The sequence below is a fragment of the Streptococcus infantis genome, assembly GCF_019929575.1.
Lineage (GTDB): Bacteria > Bacillota > Bacilli > Lactobacillales > Streptococcaceae > Streptococcus > Streptococcus infantis_L.
The window spans coordinates 1-24,255 of record NZ_JAHZPU010000002.1 but is presented as its reverse complement, the minus strand read 5'-3'; the positions used below and the strand labels follow the sequence as shown (position 1 = coordinate 24,255).

The following is a 24,255-nucleotide window of genomic DNA, read 5'->3' as shown; positions in this document are numbered from 1 at the left end:
GAGTTTTGACTCCTTTTAAGATATATTATTATTTGATAACTGAGTTATAAGAGTGTTGAAATCATCCGGCAGTGGACTTTCCATCTCCAACTGCTCTTCAAGAAAAGGATGATAAAACGATAAGTAATGGCAATGCAGAGCTTGACGCTCTATGCCATGTTCAAGACTACCACCATAGAGGTCATCTCCAAGCAAAGGGAAACCGATATGGGAGAAATGAACACGAATCTGGTGTGTCCTTCCCGTATGTAGTCGAATATCAACTAGATGAATATTGCCATAAGACTGCACTATTCGATAGGAAGTATGGGCATATTTACCACCTTTTGCCACTCGTCTAGTAATGATTGAATCTTCATCACGGGCAATCGGGGCAATAATTTCACCTTGAGGTTCCAGAAAACCATCTCCTTTAACGAGTGCAAAATAGCGCTTTTCAATGGCTTTCTTTTGCAACTGCTTGTCTAGTCTAGCATGAGCATAACCATGTTTAGCAAAAAGCATGAGACCCGAAGTATCGCGATCTAGTCTGGTTACAATGTGAACCTGCTGATTTTCATAGTTCTGTTTCACATAGTAGCCCTTGATAAAATTAGCGATGGTATTGGAATGATTGACACTAGGAATCGAGGCCACACCAAAGGGTTTGTTTAGAATTAAGAAATGATCATCTTCAAACAGAATATCCAGTGGATAATCAATTGCTTCCAGTGTCTCAAAACCTTCCTCAGGAGGAATGTCAATGACAACCACATCCCCAATATCTAAGAGATAGGTTGCATTTTGTGGATGACCGTTTACGCGAATATCTCCACCTCGAAACTTGATTTTGGCAAGCAATCCTTTAGAGACTTCATGCTTTTTCAGAAAAGTCTTTACCTTGACATGTTCGTCAGCAATAAATTCAAACCTCATTCATCCACCTCACCAATAAAGGCATCTTTGACACGATTCCAAAAACTAGTATGGCTTGGTGTTGCTACAAAATGAATCTTATGATGGTCTATCTGGTATTCTATTCTTTCAATATTACGGTAAGAATAAATGCTATTGTCAACAGAAATCGTATGATAGTCATTACGAGTTGGTATCAATTCTATCTTATCCTTCTTAGGCACAATGATAGAAGAACCTAAGGTTCTGTAGACACGATTGTTAAGACTCGCAATTTCTGTCAATTGTAGGGCCTCAATAGTAGGGTGCAAAACAGCTCCACCAAGAGATTTATTATAGGCTGTACTGCCAGTTGGCGTCGATACCGTCAGGCCATCTCCTCTAAAACGTTCAAATGGCACTTGGTTAATGATAATATCGGCAACCATAGTCCTATCAGCTCTCCGAATGCTAGCCTCATTCAAAGCTCGGAAAATTTTCACTTCTCCATTTTCCAAAAAAATCTTTACATTTAAAAGCGGGTAAGACACACGAGCCCCAGTATCCAACTGTAAATTAGTAAGCAATTGATCTAGTTCAAAATCACGGTAGTCCGTATAGAAGCCCAAATGACCCGTGTGAACACCAACGAAGCGAACCTTATCCAGCTGGTCTTCATACTTGTGAAAAGCAGACAAAAGCATCCCATCCCCACCTATGGAAATCACGATATCGGGATGTTTATCATTTAATATAAAGTTATTCTTTTTTAATCGATCTCTTAATTCATATAAGACTCGTTGACTTTGAGGTTTGCGATTAGCGATTAGATCAATTCGTTTACCTGTATTCTTCATCGGTATCGTCACTATTACCTACCCCGTCATTTAACTTTCTATGCAATGGATCAAAGAGTGCCTGTGCTTCCTGGATATCATCACGAATTTTACTCATTTCTTCATCCAATTGGTGAGATATCCTTGCTGTGATTTCCAGACGTTTCTTAATTTCTTCTGGAAAATCCCCTTGATATTTATAATTTAGAGAATGCTCGATGGTAGCCCAGAAATTCATAGCCAAGGTACGAATCTGAATCTCCACCAGAATCGTTCTTGCCCCCTTGATCGTATCAACTGTATACTCAATAATCAAATGGTAAGAACGATAGCCTGAAGCCTTTCGATGAGTAATGTAGTCACGTTCTTGGACAACTCTCATGTCTTGCCTCTTACGAAGGAGGGCAACAACCTCGCTCACGTCATCTACAAATTGAACCATGACGCGTAAACCTGCAATATCTTGCAAGTCCTGTTCCAACGTATCGTATCCAATCCCTCGACGAGCCATTTTTTCTTTTATACTTTCGATCGGTTTGACTCTACCAGTTACAAACTCAATTGGAGAATGTTTATTTTGTTTGCGGTATTGTTTTCGAATACCTCGGAGTTTTATCTTCAGCTCTCCGACAGCCTGAATGTAAGGATCTAAAAATTCTTCCCATTCTGTAATCATATATCTTTTTCATCCAATTCTCTATACACTTCGATTTATCTAGTTTTTGATTTTCTATGAAAAATCTTATACAATAAATACAATGCTTATTATACCATACAATCGCTTTCAAAGATAAGGAAAAAGTAAAAAAAATGAAACATTTAGAAATTGAAATGAAAACACTTCTAAACAAGGATGAATATCAAAGATTGCAGGAGCACTTTTCAGGAGTCACACCTATTACACAAAAAAATTACTACCTAGACACGCCTGATTTTCACCTTCGCCAACATAAAATCGCTATGCGCATTCGTACTTTTGAAAATAGCGCTGAATTGACCATAAAAATCCCACAAAAAGTTGGAAATATGGAGTACAATCAAGATCTCAGTCTTGAGGAAGCAAACCATTGTCTTAAAGAATGTAAACTTCCACAAGGAATGATTCTTGACGAATTGACTAGCCGTGGACTTTCAACCAGTGGCTGGGTAGTTTTAGGTTGCCTAACTACTGTTCGCTACGAAAAGCAAACTCCTATCGGACTCATGGCACTTGATCAGAGCCAATACTTTGATATTGTTGACTATGAGCTTGAATTAGAAGTGGAAGATGGCAACCAAGGAAGTCTTGATTTCCAAGAATTTTTACAAGACAATGAAATCCATTACAAAAAAGCTCCTTCAAAATTGGTTCGTTTTATAGAAAATATGAAAAAATACTGAAATAATCTTCTTTTTTTGATAAAATAAAAGGGATGAAAAATAATAGAATCTGTTGTAGAGAGTATTTATCACTAAAAGTGTTTCACTACAGCGATTCACTTAGTTTAAAGAGGACGGTTTATCGATGTCAGATACAAAAAACATGAAACTTTTCGCACTATCTTCCAACCAGGAAGTTGCTCAAAGAATCGCAGATGCTGCAGGTGTTCCACTTGGAAAAGTATCTTCACGCCAATTTTCAGATGGTGAAATCCAAGTTAACATCGAAGAAAGTGTTCGTGGATATGATGTTTATATCATCCAATCAACTAGTTATCCAGTAAATAACCACTTGATGGAACTCTTGATTATGGTTGATGCTTGTGTTCGCGCTAGTGCTAATACCATTAACGTTGTACTTCCATACTTCGGCTACGCTCGCCAAGATCGTATCGCTTCTTCACGCGAACCACTTACTGCAAAACTGGTTGCAAATATGTTGGTGAAAGCTGGAGTTAGTCGTGTATTGACTCTTGACCTCCATGCCGTTCAGGTTCAAGGATTCTTTGACATTCCTGTAGATAACCTCTATACAATTCCACTTTTTGCAAAACATTACTGCGATAAAGGTTTGACTGGCTCCGATGTGGTTGTTGTTAGTCCTAAAAACTCTGGTGTAAAACGTGCTCGTAGTCTTGCTGAATACCTTGATGCTCCAATTGCCATCATTGATTATGCACAAGATGATTCTGAACGCAGTCAAGGTTACATCATCGGAGATGTCGAAGGTAAAAAGGCAATCTTGATCGATGACATTCTGAACACTGGCCGCACCTTCTCTGAAGCTGCTAAAATCTTAGAACGTGACGGTGCAACTGAAATCTATGCGGTTTCAAGTCATGGACTGTTCGTTAACGGTGCTGCTGAGTTGTTAGATGCAACTAATATCAAGGAAATCCTGGTTACAGATTCTGTATTGACAGAAAGTAGAAAACCTAAAAACGTACAATATATCACTGCTAGCGAATTGATTGGTGATGCTATGGTTCGAATTCATGAAAGAAAACCAGTTAGTCCACTATTTAAATAGAAATTAGGTGAGTTTTTGATTTATTTGGATAATGCTGCAACGACTCCGATGTCTTCAGTAGCTATCTCAGCAATGACTCAAGTCATGCAAGAAACTTATGGCAACCCTTCTAGTATTCATGGACATGGGCGCCAAGCAGGTAAACTATTACGAGAAGCTCGTCAAGAACTAGCAAGTTTACTAGGAACAAAGCCACAACATATATTCTTTACCACTGGTGGTACTGAAAGCAATAATACTGCTATCATCGGCTACTGCCTTCGCCATCAAAATCGTGGAAAGCACATTATCACTACTGCGATTGAGCACCATGCTGTTCTAGAACCCATCAAATACTTGGTTGAAAATTTTGGTTTTGAAGTGACTATTTTACAGCCTGAAAATCAAGAAATCACTGCAGACCAAGTCAAAAATGCACTGCGTGAAGATACCATTCTTGTTTCTACTATGTTTGCCAACAATGAAACCGGTACACTATTACCTATTGCTGAAATTGGTGAGGTTCTAAAAAATCATCCAGCCGTCTATCATGTCGATGCAGTTCAGGCAGTCGGTAAATTAGAGATACTTCCCGAAAAATTGGGAATTGATTTTCTCAGTGCTTCTGCACACAAATTTTATGGTCCAAAGGGAGTTGGTTTTCTCTATGCTGCTTCTACAGATTTTGATTCCTACCTTCATGGTGGTGATCAAGAGCAGAAAAAAAGAGCAGGTACAGAAAATCTTCCTGCAATTATAGGTATGGTTGCAGCACTAAAGGATGATCTTGAAAACAAAGAACAAAACTTTAAAAAAGTTCAAAAACTAAAAGAAACATTCTTAAAGGAAATGGCTGACACAGACTATTATCTCAATCAAGGGAAAGACCAGCTACCTTATGTCCTTAATATTGGATTCCCAGGTCAACGTAATGATCTACTACTCCTTCGTCTAGATCTTGAAGGTATTTCTATTTCAACTGGCTCTGCTTGTACTGCAGGTGTCGTTCAGGTTAGTCATGTTCTTCAGGCTTTCTACGGTGAAGAATCCCCTCGCTTACACGAATCTGTTCGCGTCAGCATTTCACCTCAGAACACCGAACAAGAAATGATCACTCTCGCCAAAACTCTTAAAGAAATCATTGGAGGATAAACTCAATGGCATTCGAACAAACGATTAAACTTAAAAATTGTCGTTACGATTATACACTAAGTCCAACTGTTAAGAAATTTACTCTTAAAGATAATACTTTTTTTGAAACTAAAGTTGGTAACTATGAATTAACACGTCTTCTTGAAAAAGTTCCAAACAGTGGAGAAGGTTTTCAACTTAAGATTATCATCAACAAAGAATTAACAGGTGCAAAAATCAATATCACAGATAAATTTGGCCTACGTTTGGTCGATATCTTCAAATCAGAGGAAACTCATATCTACCAAGAGAAATTCTACTTCTTAATGGATAGCCTTGTTGAGCGTGGCGTATTTACAAAAAGCGAAAGATAGAAGGCCCTTATGTTTAGATTAACTTACAAAGATGCCTATCAAGTCAATCGAGTTTTAGAATACGAAGATTACGAAGCACTCATGCTGTCACTTTCAGGCTGTGTGACTCTTCCAGATACTACTGTCATTACTTCTCTTACCTATATGGGAAAGGAAATCTATCAAGGTCTTCTGGGGGATCTCTATCGTTTTCTATCTCACTATGATTTTACAAAGATAAACTAAGATTTTCTTAGTTTTTTCTTGTTTTTGTTGATTTTTTCACAACCTTCCTATAAAATAGTATTTAGAAAGGTTGTGATTTTGTGAAAGAAAAACAGTCTGCTATTCCAAAAGCAACAGCAAAGAGACTTTCTCTTTATTATCGTATCTTTAAAAGATTTCATGCAGAAAAAATTGAAAGAGCCAACTCAAAACAAATTGCTGAGGCCATTGGTATTGATTCTGCTACCGTTAGACGAGATTTTTCCTACTTTGGTGAACTTGGTCGCCGTGGATTTGGCTACGATGTCAAAAAACTAATGACATTTTTTGCTGATCTTCTAAATGATAATTCTATTACAAATGTTATGTTGGTGGGTATTGGTAATATGGGGCACGCTCTCCTCCACTACCGTTTCCATGAACGAAACAAAATGAAAATCATTATGGCTTTTGATTTGGACGATCATCCAGAAGTTGGTACGAAAACTCCTGATGGAATCCCGATTTACGGAATTTCCCAAATCAACGATAAAATAAAAAATGCAGATGTTAAAACTGCAATCTTAACAGTTCCGAGTGTCAAATCACAAGAAGTGGCTAATCTCCTTGTCGAAGCAGGTATTAAAGGAATTTTAAGCTTTTCACCCGTTCATCTCCAACTACCAAAAGATGTGGTAGCTCAGTATGTAGATTTAACTAGTGAATTGCAAACTCTCCTCTATTTCATGAGAAAAGAGGATTAGAAAGCGAAAGCATTTATGAAAAAACCAGTTATTGGGATTACAGGAAACGAAAAAGCTCATCCTGATGATGAGCTTATGATGAGCTATGCTGCGAAAGGCTTTGTTGAAGGAGTCAAGGAAGCTGGGGGAATTCCCATTATCCTACCAATTGGTGATCAAGAAATGGCTAGTTACTACATTGGCTTGATTGATAAACTCATTTTAACAGGTGGACAAAATGTCGATCCAAAGTTCTATGGTGAACCTAAAACGATCGATAGCGATGACTACCACCTTCAGAGAGATATTTTTGAGCTAGCTCTTATAAAAGAAGCCATTAAACAGAAGAAACCCATTTTTTCTGTTTGTCGAGGCACCCAGCTCGTTAATGTGGCTATGGGAGGAACTCTTTATCAAGATATTGAAGACCATTGGCAGGATACTTCAGCCGAGTATACAACTCAACGTTTAGTCACCGAGCCTAATACTATCCTTCGAGATATCTATGGAGAAATCTCCCATATCAACTCTTTCCACCATCAGAGTATTAAGGACCTAGCTCCAAATCTAAAGGTTGTAGCTCATGATCCTAAAGATGGAATTATCGAGGCTGTTACAACAACGGATGGTTTCCCTTTCCTCGGTGTTCAATGGCATCCAGAATTTCTCTTTGAAAATCGCCCCAAAGATAAAAAACTTTTCGACTATGTCGTCAATGAATTGTAAAACCTGTATCTTATACAGGTTTTTTATACCAGATCCGTCTTCTCACGGTAACTAAAATAATCGGAATGTGAGACGATAAGATGATCCAATAAGACCAACCCCATTAATTCGCAGGCTTCTTTAACAAGTTTCGTAACATGATCATCATTTCTACTCGGCATGACAGCACCAGATGGATGATTATGAACCAGAATCACAGATGTTGCCATATGCTTCAAAGCATAGTGGAGAATTTCCCGTGGTTCAGCAATACTTCTAGTAGCTGAGCCGATAAAAATGGTTTGCTGATGAATAATTTGATTTTGTGTATTAAGATAGAGCGCCACTAGGTGCTCTTGATTTTTATCTCCCAATTCTTGTTGCATCTTTTTAGCCAGTCTTTGACTACTAAGAATGCTCTCTGCCTCAATAGTTTCATGTTTGTGAATACGACTTCCAAGCTCAATCATTGCTTGCAACTCAATAGCTTTTACTCTCCCGATTCCCGATAAACTCTGTAGTTCTTGCAGAGTCATTTTTTTTAAATCAGTTAAACTGTTCAATTGAGACAATACTTTCTGTGCAATTTCAAAAACGGTAGATTGACGAGTTCCTGTTCGTAATAAAATGGCTAGTAATTCCTGATTACTCAGACTTTCTACTCCTTCTGTCACCAGGCGTTCTCTTGGCAAGAGCGAATCTTCTTGAAATGAAATACTATACATAAAAATCCTCCTCACTTTATTATTCGTGAGAAGGATTTATAATTCGATAAAAACTAGTTATTTTTAGATTTTTTCAAGAGCTAGTCGCAAATCTTCAATCAAATCATCAACATTTTCAAGACCAATTGAAAGTCGGATTTGATTTTTAGTTACTCCTGCTGCTTCTAGATCAGAGTCAGACAACTGGGCATGAGTTGTAGTTGCTGGATGAACGACCAATGATTTTGCATCTGCTACGTTAGCAAGGTTCGAAAAGATTTCTAAGTTGTCAATAACCTTACGTGCTTCTGCTTCTCCACCTTTAACATGGAAGGTAAAGATTGATCCGACCCCTTTTGGTAGGTATTTTTCAGCCAAAGCATGATATGGACTATCTGGAAGTTTTGGATAGTTAACCTTTTCAACCTTTGGATGGTTAACAAGGAAATCAACGATTTTTTCAGCATTTTGAACATGGCGTTCAACACGGAGAGAAAGTGTTTCAAGACCTTGTAAGAGTAAGAATGAGTTAAATGGTGACAGAGCTGCACCAGTGTCACGTAGCAATTGAACACGAAGGGCAACGATGAAGGCTGCTGCACCTACATCTCTAGTGTAGCTTAAATTATGGTAGCTTGGATCTTCATTGACAAATTGAGGGAATTTCCCTGAAGCAGCCCAGTCAAACTTACCACTATCAACGATAACACCACCGATAGTTGTTCCATGTCCTCCGATAAACTTAGTAGCCGAGTGAACTGCAATGTCTACACCATGAGAAAAGACATTGATAAGATAAGGTGTTGCAAAAGTATTGTCAGCGACCAAAGGAATCTGGTGTTTATGAGCAATTTCAGCTATTTTTTCAATATCAGGAATGTTGATGACTGGATTTCCCAAGGTTTCAATCAAGACAAGTTTGGTATTGTCTTTAATCGCTGCTTCTACCTCTTCTAGATTATCGATATCAACAAAAGTTGTGGTGATTCCATAGCGAGGAAGGGTTTCTTTCAATAGGTTAAAAGTACCACCGTAGATAGTTGAAGCTGCAACAACATGATCACCTGCATGAGCAAGTCCAAGGATAGTATAAGTAAGAGCTGCCATTCCAGAAGCTGTGGCAAGGGCTCCTGCACCACCTTCAAGAGCAGCAATACGTTCTTCAAAGGCTGAAGTTGTTGGGTTAGTGATACGAGTATAGATATTACCAGCCTTCTGAAGTGCAAAGAGTTCTGCACCTTCTTGTGTATCTTCAAATACAAAAGATGTTGTTTGGTAAATTGGTACAGCACGAGACTTGGTAGTAGCATCTACCACTTGTCCTGCATGCAATTGCAGAGTTTCAAATTTAAATTCACGAGTCATATTAAGACCTCCAAAGATTTCATTAAGTTCATTGTATCACCTATTTCACTAGGTTACAAATACAACTTTGTTATATCTTTGCATAAGCAATAGCTATGGCTGATAGATAAAAATAGCAATCTTTTATTAGAATTGTAGAACTTTTTTCAGATAGTTTAAAATGTTTGTTTTCACTTCTCCCATACTTTATAATGAATATGAAGGAGAAGACTATGACAGAAATTACTCATGAAATTGATTCAAACTTTGCAGGGCGTTTAAATATCTTGCGTGCTGGTGTGCTTGGAGCCAATGACGGGATCATTTCCATCGCTGGAGTTGTTATCGGGGTTGCCAGTGCAACCAGTAATATCTGGATTATTTTCCTCTCAGGATTAGCCGCAATTCTTGCTGGTGCCTTTTCTATGGCTGGTGGCGAGTATGTATCTGTATCCACTCAAAAAGACACTGAAGAAGCCGCTGTAGCCCGCGAACAACTTCTTTTAGATAAGGATTTGGATGCTGCTAAAAAATCCCTCTATGCCGCTTATCTTCAAAATGGTGAGTGTGAAACTTCAGCTCAACTTTTAGTCAATAAAGCTTTTCTTAAAAATCCACTTAAAGCCTTAGTTGAAGAAAAATATGGAATCGAGTACGAAGAATTTACTAACCCTTGGCATGCTGCTATTTCTAGCTTCATCGCTTTTGTTCTTGGTAGTTTACCACCAATGCTTTCCATTACCATCTTTCCAAGTGACTATCGAATTCCTGCTACTGTTGTTATCGTAGCCATTTCTCTATTAGTTACCGGCTACACTAGTGCCAAACTCGGGAAAGCCCCAACAAAAACAGCCATGATCCGTAACCTTTGTATCGGTTTGTTGACTATGGGAGTTACCTATCTATTCGGACAGTTGTTTAGTATTTAAAAAAGATACCGAACGGTATCTTTTTTTGCTATCAAAATATAGACAGTTAATTTAAATTACCAAAACCAACCTTCGTCATCATTGATAGGTTGGACTTCTTTAATCTTGCGTGGGCCTGTTCCATACATTTCAGCTTCAATATCTTCTTTTGTTGGTAGGATCGAAGCCAGGATAATGTAGATAATAATCCCGAGTCCAAAATTTGCGATTGTAAAAATTGCAAAAAGGAAACGAACTAAGGTTACATCAAGATTCCACTTATCAGATAGGCCTGCAAGAACACCTGATATCATGCGATTTCTTCTCATTTTATAAAATTTTGTATTCATGATTTATTCCTCTTTCGGATTTCTTAATCTTAGTATAGCACTAAGCTAGATTTGCTACATCAGTCCTTAGGCCGATTTAACAAGAGGAGCTTTCCACGACAGAGACCACAACGATAACGCTTGGTATCAATTTTTCGCTTTCTTTGATAGATTTGCTGACAAGACTGACAAGTATAGACTAAGCTTGGCTTTTGACTGGCACTTGATAAGGGAGGAACAAAGCGGAGACCGTCGACCTCTTTTAGAAGTTGCTTAAAGGCTAAATCCTTATGCTGATAGCCCTTGCCTTCAAAGTAAAGATGGTAATGACAGAGCTCATGCCGAACAATTTTACGAAAAACCTCTAAACCAAGTTCTTGATATACTTTGGGATTGAAATCCAAATGACCATCCTTAGGGAAAAATCGCCCACCTGTCGACCGTAGACGAGTATTCCATTGAGCTTGGTGTTTGAAAGGTTTTCCAAAATCTTCTATAGAAACCTGTTTAACGTAATCAGTTAGATTCATTAGGTGCAAGAAGCGACAGATTCACTTTTTCGCGGTCAGCATCGATTTTTTTAACCCAAACGGTTACCAAATCGCCGACCGATACTACTTGACTTGGATGTTTGATAAATTTCTTACTCATGTGAGAGATGTGAATGAGACCGTCCTCATGGATACCGATATCAACAAAGGCACCGAAGTCAACGACGTTGCGCACAACTCCTTCAAGCTTTTGCCCAACTTGTAAGTCTTTGATGTCCAAAACATCCTGGCGAAGAACTGGAGCGTCAAAAGAATCACGGAAATCACGACCTGGTTTGAGAAGGTCTGCGATAATATCTTTAAGAGTTTCTTGACCGAGTTCTAGCTCTTGAGCCATTTCTTTGATAGAAACAGATTTGAGTTTTGCTTGCGCTTCTTCAGTTAGGTCTTTAATATCCAAGCGTTTGAAGAGTTCCTTGACCGCAGTATAGTTTTCAGGGTGAACACCAGTATTGTCAAGGATGTTGCTGCTTTCAGGGATACGGAGGAAACCAGCAGCCTGCTCAAAGGCCTTAGCACCTAGGCGAGGAACTTTCTTGATTTGGGCGCGTGAAGTGATTTTACCTTCTTCCTCACGATACTTAACGATATTTTCAGAGATGGTTTTGTTAAGACCAGCTACGTGCGAAAGAAGAGCTGGACTAGCTGTATTGACATTGACACCGACTTGGTTCACTACTGTATCAACAACAAAGTCCAGACTTTCAGACAGTTTTTTCTGACTAACATCGTGCTGATATTGACCGACACCGATGGATTTGGGATCAATTTTAACCAATTCAGCAAGTGGGTCTTGCAAGCGACGAGCAATAGAAATAGCAGAGCGTTTCTCAACAGTTAACTCAGGAAACTCTTGACGAGCAAGTTCACTAGCTGAGTAGACAGATGCCCCGCTCTCATTGACAATAACATAGCTGACCTCAGGAAAATCTTTAAGTACTTCAGCAACGAAGGCTTCGCTCTCACGACTAGCAGTTCCATTTCCGATAGCAATAATTTCAACACCGTATTGGCCAATTAAATCTGCTAAATCACGTTTAGCTTCTTCAATCTGACGAGCTGAAGCTGGTTTGACTGGATAAATGACTTGTGTCGTCAACATTTTCCCAGTCGCGTCAACGACCGCAAGCTTAGCCCCTGTACGAAAGGCTGGGTCAAAACCTAGAACCACGCGCCCTTTTAGCGGTGCTACCAAGAGGAGATTACGCAGATTGTCAGAAAATAGTTGAATAGCTCCTTCTTCTGCCTTCTCTGTTAACTCTGTACGGATACGACGCTCGATAGCTGGTAAGACTTTTTTCTTAACAGACTGCTGAACAACTTCGTCAATATAAGCATTCTTAACCTTAAAACGAGCAGCAAAGAAAGCCTGTATACGTTCGACCGCATGCTCAAAACCAATCTTCAAGATGCCTAACTTCTCACCACGATTAAGGGCAAGAGTACGATATCCCTGCATGTTAGCAACCGTCTCTGAGAAATCGTAATAAATCTGAAAGACTTGCTTTTCATCTAGAGTTTCGTCTTTAAGTTGAGATGTAATCTTAGAATGTCTAAGGACCTCTTGATAAGTCATTGAACGTAAGTTGACATCCTCAGAGAGAGCTTCAACCAAAATATCAACTGCACCTGCTAAAGCATCTTGTGGAGTCTCGAAACCTTCGCAGACAAATGCTTCTGCTTCTTTTTCTAGGTCAGAAACATTTTGCAGGATTAGGCGAGCAAGTGGAAAGAGTCCAGCTTCACGCGCAATTGTCGCCTTGGTGCGGCGTTTTTCTTTATAAGGAAGATAGAGTTCTTCAACATCCGCTAGTTTTTCAGCAGCTAAGATGGCTTCTTCTAACTCTTTGGTCAACTTACCTTGCTCTTTGATTTTTGCCAAAACAGCTTCCTTACGGTCATTGAGGTTGGTAAGACTTTTATCAAGGTCGATAATAGCTTTAATAGCCACCTCATCCAAACTACCAGTCATGTCCTTACGATAACGAGCGATAAAGGGAATGGTTGCTCCTTCTGCTGTCAAAGACAAGACCGTATCAATTTGCTTTAAGCTTACACCCAAATCTTGGGAAATTTTTTCATATTTTTTATCCATGAGACTATTATACCATAAGGAAGAAAGCTTGTTTTCATTAATGTCACAGTTAGCTTGGTATTTGTTGAAGATAAAAATTCATTGGTCTTAACAATTTAAAATTAAACCTTTTGGCTGAAATAATAGTATAATAGAGGAAACAATAAGAATCGAGGTATGCCTTATGGCTGTTAAATTTACAAAAACTGATGACTTAGATAAAATGTTCGAAGAGTTTGCTAAACTTCCTGATTTGAAACAAGTAACATTTCCTGATGACAAAGAAAAGAAAGAAAAAGCAGAAAAGAAAAAATAGATGGATCTCTTTCAAAACCTGCCTTCAAGTGTTTTACAAGCTGGTGCCATTTTTCTATCAATTATCATTGAAGCTTTACCCTTTGTCTTAATTGGTAGCATTATCTCTGGTGCTATTGAAGTCTACGTCACTCCTGAGAAGGTTTATAGATTTCTCCCTAAAAATCGTTTGGGGAGAATCTTTTTTGGTACCTTCATAGGTTTTCTCTTCCCTTCTTGTGAATGTGGAATCGTTCCTATCATTAATCGTTTCTTGGAGAAGAAGGTTCCAAGCTATACAGCTGTTCCCTTTCTAGTAACGGCTCCTATCATCAATCCTATCGTGCTTTTTGCTACCTATTCAGCCTTTGGCAATTCATTCAAAATGGTCTTACTCCGCGCTTTAGGTTCGATACTCGTTGCTACGATATTGGGTATCTTTCTTGGCTTTTTCTGGGAGGAATCGATTCAAAAAGAAAATAGACTAGCTTGTCATGAACATGATTTTTCTCATTTAACGAAAGGTCAGAAACTTCTTCAAGTTTTTATCCAAGCTATTGATGAGTTCTTCGATATGGGGCGTTACTTAGTCTTTGGCTGTCTTTTTGCAAGCATTGTCCAAGTCTATGTCCCAACTCGGATTCTGACATCTATTAGTGCATCACCACTGCTGGCTATTGTTCTTTTAATGATCTTATCTTTCTTACTTTCGCTTTGTAGTGAGGCAGATGCCTTTATTGGCTCTTCGCTTCTATCCAGTTTTGGTTTTGCTCCAGTTCTCGCCTTTCTGGTTATAGGCCCTATGCTTGATGTCAAAAATCTACTCATGATGAAGAATTATCTAAAAACTCGCTTTATTTGGCAGTTCATGACAATTGTAACTCTTGTTGTTCTTGTCTATTCTTATATAGTCGGAGTGATGCTATGATACGATTTCTTATTTTGATGAGTTATTTTTTCTTAACCCTTTATTTACATCTATCAGGTAAGCTCAATCAGTATCTAAATCTTCACTACTCTTATCTGGCTTATATCACCATGGTTTTATCTTTGTTCCTAGCCATTGTTCAAGCCTACATTTGCTTCAAAAGATTGAAAGAACATAGTCACTTACATAGTATTTCAGCCAAGATTGCTAGTTTTGCCCTCTTAAGTTTGCCTTTGTTAGTTGGATTTACATTTCCAACTGTCAGTCTGGATTCACAAACAGTATCGGCAAAAGGATATTATTTCCCTTTGTCGGAAGGAACTGACAAAGCAATCCAAGCAAGTGAAGGAACGAGCAGTCAGTATCTGAAGCCGGATACCAGTAGATTTTATTCACAAACAGCTCATGAAAATATTATTCGGAAGAGTGCTGATAAATACTTAGCTCAATCTAGTATAGTTATCAATGATGAAAATTACCTGGAGGTCATGGAAGCTATCTATGATTATCCAAATGAATTTGAAGGCAAGGAAATCGTGTTTATTGGCTTTGTCTACAACGATCCAAATCATACCAATAGTCAATTTGTTTTTCGCTTTGGTATTATGCACTGTATTGCTGATTCAGGAGTTTTTGGCCTTTTGACCACTGGAAACACTAATCGGTACGAAAATAACACCTGGGTTAGAGTCAAAGGTAAGATTAGCAATCGCTATCACAAGGAACTCAACCAAGTCCTCCCAACCCTTGAAGTCCAGTCCTTCATCAAAGTAGACAAACCCGAAAATACTTATGTTTACAAAGAATTTTAAAAAGTAGCCTGAAGGGGCTACTTTTTTTGTTTAGTAAGATTGAATGTTTGACGTATTCAAAAGATTAGTTTTCTGCATTACAGAATACTACTATCTGTTTGTCTATTTTTTACTTATAGGATTTAAACATCCAAACTTAATTCTTGCCATTAACTCTAAATGAATTTTCAGAGATCCATTTGGTGTAGGAAGCTAACTTTTCATCTGTCAAGGCTTCTACTGCGATAGTCACGCACATAGCGACCGCTTCTTCAACTGTTACAGAAAAACGATATCCATTCAACTGTAAAAATTTCACCAAAACAAAGAAAGCAGTTCGTTTATTAGCATTGGCAAAAACATGCTTTTTGATCAATTGGACAAATAGTATCATTGCCTTATCAAAAATTGTTGGATAAAGAGGTTTACCGAAGACAAATTGCTCTGGTAAATTGACAATCATATTTAAGGCAGAAGGACTAACTGTCTGAATTTTTTCATTAGGTGAATACCGTTGAATTGCTAAAGCATTGATTTTTCAATTTGCTTTTCTGTCAGATAGACTGTCATTTTTCCACCAAAGCTTTGAAAACATCATCGTATTCGTCAAAAATTTTGTCCAAATTTAAGTCAAAGGCATCATCAGTTACATAAGAAATCTGATGTCCAGACTCTTCAGGAGTAAAGATAATTTCACCACTTGGTAACAATTTCGCTTCGTATTTTACACCACTTGGAATATTGAATTCGCTTGGAATGGTGATGGTGATTGAATTTCCTTGTTTTCTTGTTTTTACTACCATCTGATTTCCTCCTTTGAAGTATTATAACAAATAATTACCGTAATTACATTGACAGAATATCAGTTAAAATAATTCAGCTTGAGAAATTTCTGCTAAGAACTCATCCGAATAAACCGAATAAGCATTTGGATCAGGCACTTGGTGGTCGTTCATTGCTTGACCACATCTACATGTCCATTTTCCCATATCTAACCTCAGCCACGACTTAATTATTGAAGGAAAAATTGATTAAGAGCTTCCCAGTCTTTTTTATCCTTGCTAACACAAAGTCCATTTTATCATTTACTTTATCAAAAATTACTATAGTATCTACAGAAAAAAGCTAGAGGTTCAACAATTGGGAACCTCTAGCTTTTTTGTATCTGAGAACTATTTTGTCTCAGACTTTTTATTATCTTTTAAAGCTCTGACTTCTTCCGCTCCAATCTCATCTCCTGCCTTGTCGAAGAGATTAATAGCGTGACTAAAATAATCATAGGATTTACTCGAATCAAGTTTTCGATAAATCTCTCCCAATCCTCTATAAGCGCAGGCCTGAGCGATAAGATCATCTGTCTTTAAGGCTGAGTCTAGCGACTGCTGCATATAAAACTCCGCTTCAACAAGTTGATCTAACTTTAATCGTAAATAACCTTGCTCATAGTCATTAATAGAATTTTTGAGAGAATCCCCTGAAAAATCTTGTTCAATAACTTCTCGCTCTTTTTCGATATAGCTAAGAGCTGTCTGAAAATCATTCATTTCACGATAGACCATGGCCAATTGATGATACGCGATGTGTTCATTTTCACGATCCTTTTCTGTAATAGCCAAGTGGAGATAACGTTGGTAAACCTCTAAACAGTGTTCATACTTTTTTTCGTACAAATAGATATAGCCCATCAAGTTTAAAAGACTGTAATCTTTACAAGTTGCTAGGCAAAACTCTGCTTGAACTAATTGCTTAGCTTCATTAATTTTTCCCTCAAATAATAATTCCCAAGCTTGATTCATTAAAAAAACTCCTATCTATTCTAGAACGATAATTATCTAAACGAAAAATACAAACGATCATCTCACAATATCTTTATACATGTCTGGTCTTCTATCTCTAAACAAGCCCCAGTTTAGGCGCTCATTTGCTCCTTTGTCGAGGTCATAGGTAGTCAACAAAATTGCTTCGCCTTGTCTATCTGCTTGAGTCAAGATAGCTCCTGTTTCATCGGTCATAAAGGATGAACCGTAGAAATTAAGGCTAGAACTTTGCCCCCCATTTTCTTCACAAGGAGTGACTTCTTCCAAACCATAACGATTGGCTGCGATGACCGGTACAATATTTGCTGCTGCATGTCCTTGCATAGTACGTTGCCAATGACCACAACTATCTGTATCCAAAATAGGCTCTGAACCAATAGCTGTTGGATAAAAGAGCAATTCTGCACCATTTAAAGCAAGGCAACGGGCTGTCTCAGGAAACCATTGGTCCCAACAGATGCCAATACCAATCTTGGCATAGCGAGTATCCCAGACCTTGAAGCCTGTGTTTCCAGGAGTAAAGAAGAATTTCTCCTGATAATAATGGTCATCTGGTATATGAGTTTTACGATAAACTCCTATTACTTCTCCATCTGCATCAATGACAGCGATAGAGTTATACAAAACATTACCATCTTTTTCATAGAAACTGATTGGTAAAACGACCTTTAGTTCCTTGGCAATCACTTTAAAATGCTGAATAGCAGTATTTTCTGATACCGACTGGGCATACTGGTAGTAGTCATATTGGCGCTCCTGACAGAAATAGGGACGTTCAAATAATTCAGGTAAAAGAATAATCTGAGCTCCTTGCTCAGTAGCTTGACGGACTAAACGTTCAGCTGTTTGGATATTGGTTTCCACATCCTTAGCGCATTGCATCTGAATGGCTGCAACCGTTACATTTCTCATCTTTTTCTCCTATTCTGGAATTTGTTGGGTAATACAGTGGATATTTCCACCACCTAAAAGAATATCTCTTGCAGGAATTCCGACAACTTCACGGTCTGGGAAACACTGGCTCAGAATATTCAAGGCTACTTGGTCGTTTACATCCTGAAATTGCGGCACTAATACAGACTTATTAGCAATGTAAAAATTTACATAGGAAGCTGCTAGTCTTTCACCTGCATAACGCTCCTCTTCGCCTTCTTCATAAGCATAGCCCGGCAAATCCTCCTCTGAAACTACTTGATGAATAGCTGGGATTGGAAGTTTATGAATAGTGAAACTCCGGCCTTTTGCATCGGTTTCCTTCTCTAAGAGAGCTAGATCTGCTGCAGACATGGCATATTGAGGATCGTCTTGGTCGTCTGTCCAAGCTAAAACAACCTCAGCAGGACCAACAAAGGCTGCAACATTATCGACGTGTTCATTTGTCTCATCTTGGTAAATACCGTAAGGCAACCAAATGACTTTTTCGGCACCGAGGCTCTCTAATAAGGTCTTTTCAATCTCCTCCTTAGTCAGGTGAGGATTACGACCCGGACTGAGCAAACAACTTTCAGTCACAAGAATGGTTCCTTGACCGTCACTATGAATAGCTCCGCCTTCCAGTACAAAAGGTTTGGCATCGTAAACAGGTATCTCTAAAACTTCTGCAAAGCGACTAGCGACTTGGTCATCTGCTTCATAGTCTTGGTAGAGACCATCCACAGCACCACCCCAGGCATTGAAAGACCAGTCTACCGCTAACTTTTCCCTTTTATCACTAAGGAGAATGGTCGGACCAGTATCACGAGCCCAGGCATCATTGGTTGGGATATCTAGATAAACGACCTGGTCTCCAAGAAAGGATTGGGCTTCAGACAAATAATTCTGGTCTACTAAAAGGTAGACTGTTTCCCCTTGGGCAATGGTTTTGATAATCTGGCTAAAAGCTGTTTTTGCAGCCTTACCTTGAAATGGCCAAGACCCTGGTCGAGTAGGCCATATCATGAGAGTCCCATGGTGGGGTTCATACTCTGCTGGCATACGATAGCCTAATTTTTTGGGACTGTCCATCATGATAATCTCTCCTTAAAGTCTTGATAGCCAAAGGCTTTGACTAGACTGCACTCACCCTCTTTATCAATCACATACAAACTTGGAAGTCCAATCCCGTTAAAGGTATTATTTTTGACAAAGGAATAGATTGCCATGTCCTCGAAATACAGTCTATCTCCTATCTCAACCGGATTTTCAAAGCTATAGTCACCAATGATATCACCTGTTAGGCAGGTATTAGAAGATAGTCTATAAGTATATTTTTTTTCTTGCGCTTCAAAACCGTCTCTCAATGGGGGACGATAAGGCATTTCAAGGACATCTGGCATATGGCAGCTTGCCGAGGCGTCTAGCACCAAGGTCTCAATCCCATTTTCAACGATGTCTAAGACTTCAGTAGCTAAATAACCAGCATTGAGTGCAATGGCTTCTCCTGGTTCGATATAAACGTCAAGGTTATAGGTTTCTTGAATTCGTTTAATCTCAGAAATCAGTAAATCCACATCATAGTCATCTCTTGTAATGTGATGTCCACCACCCATATTAAGCCATTTTACCTCATGCAAATAAGGCCCAAACTGCTCTTCTACTGCTTTTAAAGTTGTCGCTAAATCATCTGCCCCTTGCTCACAAAGAGTATGAAAATGAAGTCCGTCCACCAAGTCCAGTAAATCACTTGGTATCTTATCTGAAGTCACTCCAAAACGGGATCCAGGAGCACAAGGATCATAGAGCGCGTGATCTCCTTGAGTTGAACATTGAGGATTGAGGCGTAGACCGACACTGATACCAGCTTCACGACAAGGTTGACCATATTTTCGTAATTGTCTTTCTGAGTTAAAAACAATGTGATCAGATATTTGAAGTAACTCTTCCATGTCAGCTTCCTTGAAAGCAGGCGCAAATACATGGACTTCCCCCGGAAACTCTTCTCTAGCTAGCTTTGCTTCATAGAGTCCACTAGCTGTCGTACCTGACAGATACTGGCTAATCAAAGGATAGGTTTTATAGAGGGAATAGGCTTTTTGAGCCAGTAAAACCTTACAACCTGCTTTTTCTTGAATCTCTTGTAGAATGCGACAATTCTCTTCTAATTTTCCTAAGTCAATGATATAAGAAGGTGTTGGTACTTGTTCTAACTTCATTAGTCCACCATTTGTGGATTTTCAACCACGACCCATGGCAAACCGTATTTGTTCAAAGCTTCCATGAATGGATCTGGATCCAACTCCTCAAGATTATACACTCCTGGTTGTTTCCAAGTACCATCCATCACTAGTTTTGTTCCAATCATGGCAGGAACACCTGTTGTGTAAGAAATTGCCTGTGAACCAACTTCTGCGTAGCACTCCTGATGGTCACAAACATTGTAGATGTAGATAGTCTTTTCAACACCATCTTTGACACCTGTAAAGATACAACCAATATTGGTTTTTCCAACTGTACGTGGGCCGAGGCTTGCAGGATCTGGAAGCAAGGCTTTCAAGAATTGGATTGGCACAATTTCTTGACCGTTAAAGTTAATAGTATCTGTACGAAGGAGCCCAACGTTTTCCAAGCATTTCATGTGAGTTAGATAAGATTGGCCAAAAGTCATAAAGAAACGAATACGTTTAACTCCTGGGATGTTTTTAGCAAGCGATTCAATTTCTTCATGGTGAAGAAGATACATGTCTTTTTGACCAACTTGAGGGAAATCATACTCACGTTTGATAGACATGGCTTCGACTTCTACCCATTTTCCATCTTCCCAGTAAGAACCTGGTGCAGAAACCTCTCGGAGATTGATTTCTGGGTTAAAGTTTGTTGCAAATGGATAACCGTGGTCCCCACCATTACAGTCTAAAATGTCGATATAGTGGATTTCATCAAAGTAGTGTTTCAAAGCATAAGCTGAAAAGACGCTGGTTACCCCTGGGTCAAAACCAGAACCAAGAAGAGCTGTCAAGCCTGCTTCCTTAAATTTTTCTTGGTAAGCCCACTGCCATGAGTAGTCAAAGTAAGCTGTAAAACCAAGTTCCTTACAACGTTTCTCATAGATGGCACGCCATTCTGAGTCTTCTGTGTCTTCAGCCTCATAGTTGGCTGTGTCGATATAGTGAACTCCCGTTGCTAAGCAAGCGTCCATAATGGTCAAATCTTGGTATGGTAGAGCTACGTTCAAAACAGCTTCTGGCTTGTAGCTTTCAATTAAGGCAATTACTTCTTCAACCTTATCAGCGTCAAGAGCAGCTGTTTCAATTTTAGTACTTGTTTTGCCCTCTAATTTAGCCTTTAAGTCATCACATTTTGACTTGGTACGGCTAGCAATCATAATCTCTGTAAAGGTTTCGCTATCTTGGCAAATCTTTGAAATAGCAACTTGGGCAACGCCCCCACATCCAATAACTAATAAACGACTCATTTTTTTCCTTCCTCTTCTTCTAAAATGTCTTCTACATACTTAGGCAACATAAAGGCACCCACATGTAAGTTTGCAGTGTAGTATTCTGTGAAAAGCTGGCGTTTTTTCCAGCCTTCCTTGTCAAAATCTTTGACAGGGTGATATTTTTTCGATGCAAATCCAAATAACCAATAGCCAGCAGGACTGGTAGGGATATGTGCCTGATAAACACGGCTGATTGGAAAGGCTTGATTGACCTTGCGGTGCATGCTTCGGCAAGCTGACTCATCTTCGTCAAAGAAAGGACTACCATGCTGGTAAATCATGATCCCGTCTTCTTTGAGAGCTCGATAACTATTGCCGTAAAATTCCTTGGTAAAGAGACCTTCTGTATGTCCAAATGGATCAGTCGCATCATTGATGATAATGTCGTAGTCATCTTCACAGTTTCGTAAAAAGCGAAGCCCATTTTGGTAGTAAATGGTAACACGAGGATCATCAAGACCTGCTGCAAAGTCTGGGAAATACTCACGACAGACCTCTACCAACATCTCATCCGGTTCCACGATATCGATTTGTTCCAATTCTGGATAGAGAGTTAATACCTGGGCAACACCACCGTCACCACCCCCTATAACCAATACTTTCTTAGGATTGGGATGGACAGCCATGGGAACGTGGACGGTCATTTCGTTGTATACAAAATCATCTGCATCCGAGAACAAGACATGCCCGTTTAAAATCAAAATCTTACCAAAAGCTGGCGTATCTAATACTTCAATATCCTGCCATTCACTTTGACCAGAATACAGTTGCTTTGCTGTTCTCATCGTTAATTTCACATCTGGAGTATGAACTTCAGAAAACCATAAATCCATTTAGTTCTCCTTTCTCTCAATGACATTGATGTGATTGACCTCTGGATCTTCCGTTCCTTGGAGGGAACAACCACGTTCTTTGGCGAATTTTATATAATCCACAATTTCTCGTGTAATCCTTTCACCTGGCGCTAGGATTGGAATTCCTGGAGGGTAGCACATGACGAATTCCCCGCAGACTTGCCCAACAGACTCGTCCAGGGTTAAACTTCTTCTCTCTGAGTAGAAGGCTTCCTGAGGAGAAAGCACTAACTCAGGTTGGATATATTCTCCAGCAATCAAGTCTTTCCCATCTCTCGAGTAAAGTCTCTTTATATCAGCTAGCGCACCGACCAAGCGCTCAATGTCTTGAATACGGTCACCAATCGAAATGTAGGCCAAGATATTCCCAATATCGCCAAACTCAATCTGAATGTCATATTCATCCCGTAAGAGATCATAAACTTCAATACCTGTTAGACCGATTCCCTGAGTGTAGACTGACAACTTAGTCACGTCAAAATCACAAACGGACACACCGTCTACTAGCTCTTTTGAGTAGGCATAGTAGCCACCGATAGCATTGATTTCACGACGAGCGTACTCGGATAGCTCAATGACTTTCTCAAAGGATTCTTTACCACGAAGGGCCAGATTGCGGCGTGAAATATCCAAACTAGACATTAGTAAGTAAGATGCTGATGTTGATTGGGTCAGGTTAATGATTTGACGCACGTACTCAGGATTCATCTGATCCCCAACTAAAAGAAGTGAACTTTGTGTCAAGCTACCACCAGACTTATGCATGGATACAGCTGACATATCTGCTCCTGCATCCATAGCAGATAGAGGTAGTTTATCTGTAAAATGCAGATGAGCACCGTGGGCCTCGTCTACTAAGACCTTCATTCCTGCGGCGTGAGCCATCTCTGTTAATCCCTTAAGGTCTGAACAAATCCCATAGTAGGTTGGATTATTGATTAGGATAGCCTTGGCATCCGGATGGTCCTTGATTGCTTGGGCAACACGGTCATTCTCAAGCCCCAGAGCGATACCGATCTTTGGATCCACACTCATCTCGATATAGATGGGGATAGCTCCACATAAAACGAGAGCATTAATGGCTGATTTATGGACATTCCGAGGAAGGATGATTTTATCACCTGCTTTACAGGTGGAAAGAATCATGGTTTGCACGGATGAAGTTGTCCCACCAATCATCAAAAAGGCATGAGCAGCACCAAAAGCTTCTGCTGCTAGCTCTTCCGCTTCTCTGATAATCGAAATAGGATGTCCTAGATTGTCCAAGGGCTTCATAGAATTGACATCAATACCAACACATTTTTCCCCTAAGAGTTCGACTAACTCTGGGTTCCCACGTCCACGTTTGTGACCTGGTACATCGAAAGGTACAATTCTTTTTTTTCGTAACTTGACCAGTCCCTCATAAATTGGAGCTTGGTTTTGATTTAACATTATAGAGACATACTCCTTTATCATAGTTTTTTTCACCTTGTGTAAGGCTCTAAAGGATACTTATGAAAAAAGAGCAGGTTGGCACCTGCTCTACAATCTACTGACGTGTTTATGTTTGTTTCTTTTGAGTATGTCTGTTCCTGATGTTTCCTAACTCTCTAGTAGCAAATATTACGTACTTTATTGATCGTTTCACAAGATGACGTGTGCTTTCACCACACTAACAAATGTATACGAATTAGAACCAATATTCTAACATCAACTTATAAAAGTAGGCTTTTAACCCTATCAATAATGTGGCTTCTCAACCACGCTTCGGCATTCAACCCTGCCTGTCCGTAGGCGTTTTTTACTCGGGTTTATATTTACTAGAAAACATCTTCTCATTTTCTAAGCTTCATTACTATATCATGTTTTCACTATTTTGTAAAGTTTTTTAGAACTTTTTTTAAATGATTTATTACCCCAATTGTCAAGTCAAGTGCAACAAAGTTGTTCCTCTGATTAAGCGAGTATCTTTCAAGCTGTTTGAGCTGACTC

The 24,255-nt window shown here is 39.2% G+C and carries 28 protein-coding genes and 1 pseudogene; 11 read left to right on the top strand and 18 right to left on the bottom strand.

The annotated features are described in order from the left end of the window. Positions 1-15: 15 nt before the first annotated feature. The 3 genes from K1I67_RS01285 to K1I67_RS01275 are packed head-to-tail and all read right to left on the bottom strand — an operon-like array spanning position 16 to position 2,385. Positions 16-915, bottom strand: coding sequence for an RluA family pseudouridine synthase (locus tag K1I67_RS01285; protein ID WP_223338466.1), 900 nt, complete (start codon positions 913-915; stop codon positions 16-18). Beyond that, a complete protein-coding gene (locus tag K1I67_RS01280) occupies positions 912-1,730 on the bottom strand; it encodes an NAD kinase (RefSeq protein ID WP_025171265.1) in 819 nt (272 codons plus the stop codon). The genes K1I67_RS01285 and K1I67_RS01280 overlap by 4 nt, the downstream gene beginning before the upstream one ends. Further along, positions 1,714-2,385 (bottom strand): GTP pyrophosphokinase, encoded by a 672-nt coding sequence (locus tag K1I67_RS01275; RefSeq protein WP_223338465.1) that lies wholly within the window; start codon positions 2,383-2,385, stop codon positions 1,714-1,716. The genes K1I67_RS01280 and K1I67_RS01275 overlap by 17 nt, the downstream gene beginning before the upstream one ends. A gap of 134 nt (positions 2,386-2,519) precedes the next feature. On the opposite strand from K1I67_RS01275, the gene K1I67_RS01270 reads away from it, so the two are divergent. The 7 genes from K1I67_RS01270 (at position 2,520) to K1I67_RS01240 (ending at position 7,294) form a co-directional block, all read left to right on the top strand. Next, the gene (locus K1I67_RS01270) at positions 2,520-3,089 is read left to right on the top strand and encodes a CYTH domain-containing protein (protein ID WP_223338464.1); all 570 of its coding nucleotides are present in this window, start codon (positions 2,520-2,522) and stop codon (positions 3,087-3,089) included. A gap of 124 nt (positions 3,090-3,213) precedes the next feature. After that, positions 3,214-4,158: a ribose-phosphate diphosphokinase gene (locus tag K1I67_RS01265; protein ID WP_223338463.1), complete on the top strand. Its 945-nt coding sequence runs from the start codon at positions 3,214-3,216 to the stop codon at positions 4,156-4,158. 15 nt (positions 4,159-4,173) lie between these two features. Beyond that, on the top strand, positions 4,174-5,289 hold the full coding sequence (locus K1I67_RS01260; RefSeq protein WP_223338462.1) for a cysteine desulfurase family protein: 1,116 nt from the start codon (positions 4,174-4,176) through the stop codon (positions 5,287-5,289). Positions 5,290-5,294: 5 nt separating this feature from the next. Then, entirely contained in the window at positions 5,295-5,642 is a 348-nt protein-coding gene (locus tag K1I67_RS01255) for a DUF1831 domain-containing protein (protein ID WP_223338461.1), read from the top strand. A 9-nt stretch (positions 5,643-5,651) separates the two neighbouring features. Further along, on the top strand, positions 5,652-5,867 hold the full coding sequence (locus tag K1I67_RS01250) for a DUF4649 family protein (RefSeq protein ID WP_223338460.1): 216 nt from the start codon (positions 5,652-5,654) through the stop codon (positions 5,865-5,867). 80 nt (positions 5,868-5,947) lie between these two features. Then, on the top strand, positions 5,948-6,589 hold the full coding sequence (locus K1I67_RS01245; protein ID WP_223338459.1) for a redox-sensing transcriptional repressor Rex: 642 nt from the start codon (positions 5,948-5,950) through the stop codon (positions 6,587-6,589). 15 nt (positions 6,590-6,604) lie between these two features. Next, positions 6,605-7,294, top strand: a complete 690-nt coding sequence (locus K1I67_RS01240) for a gamma-glutamyl-gamma-aminobutyrate hydrolase family protein (RefSeq protein ID WP_223338458.1) — start codon at positions 6,605-6,607, stop codon at positions 7,292-7,294. Between the two features lie 23 nt (positions 7,295-7,317). On the opposite strand, the gene radC is transcribed toward K1I67_RS01240, so the two are convergent. Both radC and K1I67_RS01230 read right to left on the bottom strand, forming a co-directional pair. Beyond that, complete coding sequence (radC, locus tag K1I67_RS01235; RefSeq protein WP_223338457.1) at positions 7,318-7,998, bottom strand: RadC family protein; 681 nt, start codon at positions 7,996-7,998, stop codon at positions 7,318-7,320. A 63-nt stretch (positions 7,999-8,061) separates the two neighbouring features. Beyond that, complete coding sequence (locus tag K1I67_RS01230; protein WP_223338456.1) at positions 8,062-9,342, bottom strand: O-acetylhomoserine aminocarboxypropyltransferase/cysteine synthase family protein; 1,281 nt, start codon at positions 9,340-9,342, stop codon at positions 8,062-8,064. Between the two features lie 212 nt (positions 9,343-9,554). Here K1I67_RS01230 and K1I67_RS01225 point away from each other — a divergent pair, with 212 nt between their 5' ends. Then, positions 9,555-10,250: a VIT1/CCC1 transporter family protein gene (locus tag K1I67_RS01225; RefSeq protein WP_223338455.1), complete on the top strand. Its 696-nt coding sequence runs from the start codon at positions 9,555-9,557 to the stop codon at positions 10,248-10,250. A 56-nt stretch (positions 10,251-10,306) separates the two neighbouring features. Here K1I67_RS01225 and K1I67_RS01220 read toward each other — a convergent pair whose 3' ends face one another. From K1I67_RS01220 to K1I67_RS01210, 3 genes are read right to left on the bottom strand one after another with little or no spacing between them, the layout of a single operon-like run. Then, positions 10,307-10,579: a PspC domain-containing protein gene (locus K1I67_RS01220; protein ID WP_001092788.1), complete on the bottom strand. Its 273-nt coding sequence runs from the start codon at positions 10,577-10,579 to the stop codon at positions 10,307-10,309. 59 nt (positions 10,580-10,638) lie between these two features. Continuing rightward, positions 10,639-11,088, bottom strand: coding sequence for a SprT family protein (locus K1I67_RS01215; RefSeq protein ID WP_001054505.1), 450 nt, complete (start codon positions 11,086-11,088; stop codon positions 10,639-10,641). Continuing rightward, a complete protein-coding gene (locus K1I67_RS01210; protein ID WP_223338454.1) occupies positions 11,075-13,204 on the bottom strand; it encodes a Tex family protein in 2,130 nt (709 codons plus the stop codon). Before K1I67_RS01210 ends, K1I67_RS01215 begins: the two co-directional genes overlap by 14 nt. 163 nt (positions 13,205-13,367) lie before the next feature. On the opposite strand from K1I67_RS01210, the gene K1I67_RS09915 reads away from it, so the two are divergent. Genes K1I67_RS09915 through K1I67_RS01200 form a run of 3 tightly spaced genes read left to right on the top strand, consistent with a single transcriptional unit; the run spans position 13,368 to position 15,217 of the window. Then, positions 13,368-13,499, top strand: coding sequence for an SPJ_0845 family protein (locus tag K1I67_RS09915; protein WP_148131582.1), 132 nt, complete (start codon positions 13,368-13,370; stop codon positions 13,497-13,499). Beyond that, positions 13,500-14,405 carry a permease gene (locus K1I67_RS01205; protein ID WP_223338453.1) on the top strand — a complete coding sequence of 302 codons (906 nt, stop codon included), beginning with the start codon at positions 13,500-13,502 and terminating at the stop codon, positions 14,403-14,405. It begins immediately after the preceding gene. Continuing rightward, on the top strand, positions 14,402-15,217 hold the full coding sequence (locus K1I67_RS01200; protein WP_223338452.1) for a TIGR03943 family putative permease subunit: 816 nt from the start codon (positions 14,402-14,404) through the stop codon (positions 15,215-15,217). Before K1I67_RS01205 ends, K1I67_RS01200 begins: the two co-directional genes overlap by 4 nt. 136 nt (positions 15,218-15,353) lie before the next feature. On the opposite strand, the pseudogene K1I67_RS01195 reads toward K1I67_RS01200, so the two are convergent. The 10 genes and pseudogenes from K1I67_RS01195 to K1I67_RS01155 all read right to left on the bottom strand — a co-directional run bounded on the left by K1I67_RS01195 (position 15,354) and on the right by K1I67_RS01155 (position 23,715). Next, a pseudogene (locus K1I67_RS01195) lies at positions 15,354-15,766 on the bottom strand (type II toxin-antitoxin system death-on-curing family toxin). Further along, positions 15,763-15,999 carry an AbrB family transcriptional regulator gene (locus tag K1I67_RS01190; protein ID WP_006148508.1) on the bottom strand — a complete coding sequence of 79 codons (237 nt, stop codon included), beginning with the start codon at positions 15,997-15,999 and terminating at the stop codon, positions 15,763-15,765. Before K1I67_RS01190 ends, K1I67_RS01195 begins: the two are co-directional and overlap by 4 nt. Positions 16,000-16,062: 63 nt before the next feature. Next, positions 16,063-16,185, bottom strand: a complete 123-nt coding sequence (locus K1I67_RS09910) for a hypothetical protein (RefSeq protein WP_263284441.1) — start codon at positions 16,183-16,185, stop codon at positions 16,063-16,065. 183 nt (positions 16,186-16,368) lie between these two features. Further along, positions 16,369-16,992, bottom strand: a complete 624-nt coding sequence (locus K1I67_RS01185; protein WP_223338451.1) for a tetratricopeptide repeat protein — start codon at positions 16,990-16,992, stop codon at positions 16,369-16,371. 57 nt (positions 16,993-17,049) lie between these two features. Beyond that, positions 17,050-17,925: an N-carbamoylputrescine amidase gene (aguB, locus tag K1I67_RS01180; protein ID WP_223338450.1), complete on the bottom strand. Its 876-nt coding sequence runs from the start codon at positions 17,923-17,925 to the stop codon at positions 17,050-17,052. Between the two features lie 9 nt (positions 17,926-17,934). Beyond that, positions 17,935-19,020, bottom strand: a complete 1,086-nt coding sequence (gene aguA, locus K1I67_RS01175; protein WP_223338449.1) for an agmatine deiminase — start codon at positions 19,018-19,020, stop codon at positions 17,935-17,937. Then, a complete protein-coding gene (gene nspC / locus K1I67_RS01170; RefSeq protein ID WP_223338448.1) occupies positions 19,017-20,144 on the bottom strand; it encodes a carboxynorspermidine decarboxylase in 1,128 nt (375 codons plus the stop codon). Before nspC ends, aguA begins: the two co-directional genes overlap by 4 nt. Beyond that, a complete protein-coding gene (locus K1I67_RS01165) occupies positions 20,144-21,403 on the bottom strand; it encodes a saccharopine dehydrogenase family protein (protein ID WP_049527186.1) in 1,260 nt (419 codons plus the stop codon). The genes nspC and K1I67_RS01165 overlap by 1 nt, the downstream gene beginning before the upstream one ends. Beyond that, positions 21,400-22,260 (bottom strand): polyamine aminopropyltransferase, encoded by an 861-nt coding sequence (gene speE / locus K1I67_RS01160; protein WP_223338447.1) that lies wholly within the window; start codon positions 22,258-22,260, stop codon positions 21,400-21,402. The genes K1I67_RS01165 and speE overlap by 4 nt, the downstream gene beginning before the upstream one ends. After that, on the bottom strand, positions 22,261-23,715 hold the full coding sequence (locus K1I67_RS01155; protein ID WP_223338446.1) for an aminotransferase class I/II-fold pyridoxal phosphate-dependent enzyme: 1,455 nt from the start codon (positions 23,713-23,715) through the stop codon (positions 22,261-22,263). Positions 23,716-24,255: the final 540 nt, after the last annotated feature.

Coding starts and splice junctions, on each gene's coding strand:
- K1I67_RS09910 (WP_263284441.1), bottom strand. CDS start 16,185: ATGGGAAAATGGACATGTAGATGTGGTCAAGCAATGAACGACCACCAA.
- aguB (WP_223338450.1), bottom strand. CDS start 17,925: ATGAGAAATGTAACGGTTGCAGCCATTCAGATGCAATGCGCTAAGGAT.
- K1I67_RS01280 (WP_025171265.1), bottom strand. CDS start 1,730: ATGAAGAATACAGGTAAACGAATTGATCTAATCGCTAATCGCAAACCT.
- K1I67_RS01165 (WP_049527186.1), bottom strand. CDS start 21,403: ATGAGTCGTTTATTAGTTATTGGATGTGGGGGCGTTGCCCAAGTTGCT.
- nspC (WP_223338448.1), bottom strand. CDS start 20,144: ATGAAGTTAGAACAAGTACCAACACCTTCTTATATCATTGACTTAGGA.
- K1I67_RS01220 (WP_001092788.1), bottom strand. CDS start 10,579: ATGAATACAAAATTTTATAAAATGAGAAGAAATCGCATGATATCAGGT.
- K1I67_RS01185 (WP_223338451.1), bottom strand. CDS start 16,992: ATGAATCAAGCTTGGGAATTATTATTTGAGGGAAAAATTAATGAAGCT.
- K1I67_RS01285 (WP_223338466.1), bottom strand. CDS start 915: ATGAGGTTTGAATTTATTGCTGACGAACATGTCAAGGTAAAGACTTTT.
- K1I67_RS01270 (WP_223338464.1), top strand. CDS start 2,520: ATGAAACATTTAGAAATTGAAATGAAAACACTTCTAAACAAGGATGAA.
- K1I67_RS01230 (WP_223338456.1), bottom strand. CDS start 9,342: ATGACTCGTGAATTTAAATTTGAAACTCTGCAATTGCATGCAGGACAA.
- speE (WP_223338447.1), bottom strand. CDS start 22,260: ATGGATTTATGGTTTTCTGAAGTTCATACTCCAGATGTGAAATTAACG.
- K1I67_RS01190 (WP_006148508.1), bottom strand. CDS start 15,999: ATGGTAGTAAAAACAAGAAAACAAGGAAATTCAATCACCATCACCATT.
- K1I67_RS01210 (WP_223338454.1), bottom strand. CDS start 13,204: ATGGATAAAAAATATGAAAAAATTTCCCAAGATTTGGGTGTAAGCTTA.
- K1I67_RS01255 (WP_223338461.1), top strand. CDS start 5,295: ATGGCATTCGAACAAACGATTAAACTTAAAAATTGTCGTTACGATTAT.
- K1I67_RS01250 (WP_223338460.1), top strand. CDS start 5,652: ATGTTTAGATTAACTTACAAAGATGCCTATCAAGTCAATCGAGTTTTA.
- K1I67_RS01240 (WP_223338458.1), top strand. CDS start 6,605: ATGAAAAAACCAGTTATTGGGATTACAGGAAACGAAAAAGCTCATCCT.
- K1I67_RS01205 (WP_223338453.1), top strand. CDS start 13,500: ATGGATCTCTTTCAAAACCTGCCTTCAAGTGTTTTACAAGCTGGTGCC.
- K1I67_RS01215 (WP_001054505.1), bottom strand. CDS start 11,088: ATGAATCTAACTGATTACGTTAAACAGGTTTCTATAGAAGATTTTGGA.
- K1I67_RS01200 (WP_223338452.1), top strand. CDS start 14,402: ATGATACGATTTCTTATTTTGATGAGTTATTTTTTCTTAACCCTTTAT.
- K1I67_RS01155 (WP_223338446.1), bottom strand. CDS start 23,715: ATGTTAAATCAAAACCAAGCTCCAATTTATGAGGGACTGGTCAAGTTA.
- radC (WP_223338457.1), bottom strand. CDS start 7,998: ATGTATAGTATTTCATTTCAAGAAGATTCGCTCTTGCCAAGAGAACGC.
- aguA (WP_223338449.1), bottom strand. CDS start 19,020: ATGATGGACAGTCCCAAAAAATTAGGCTATCGTATGCCAGCAGAGTAT.
- K1I67_RS01225 (WP_223338455.1), top strand. CDS start 9,555: ATGACAGAAATTACTCATGAAATTGATTCAAACTTTGCAGGGCGTTTA.
- K1I67_RS01275 (WP_223338465.1), bottom strand. CDS start 2,385: ATGATTACAGAATGGGAAGAATTTTTAGATCCTTACATTCAGGCTGTC.
- K1I67_RS09915 (WP_148131582.1), top strand. CDS start 13,368: ATGGCTGTTAAATTTACAAAAACTGATGACTTAGATAAAATGTTCGAA.
- K1I67_RS01265 (WP_223338463.1), top strand. CDS start 3,214: ATGTCAGATACAAAAAACATGAAACTTTTCGCACTATCTTCCAACCAG.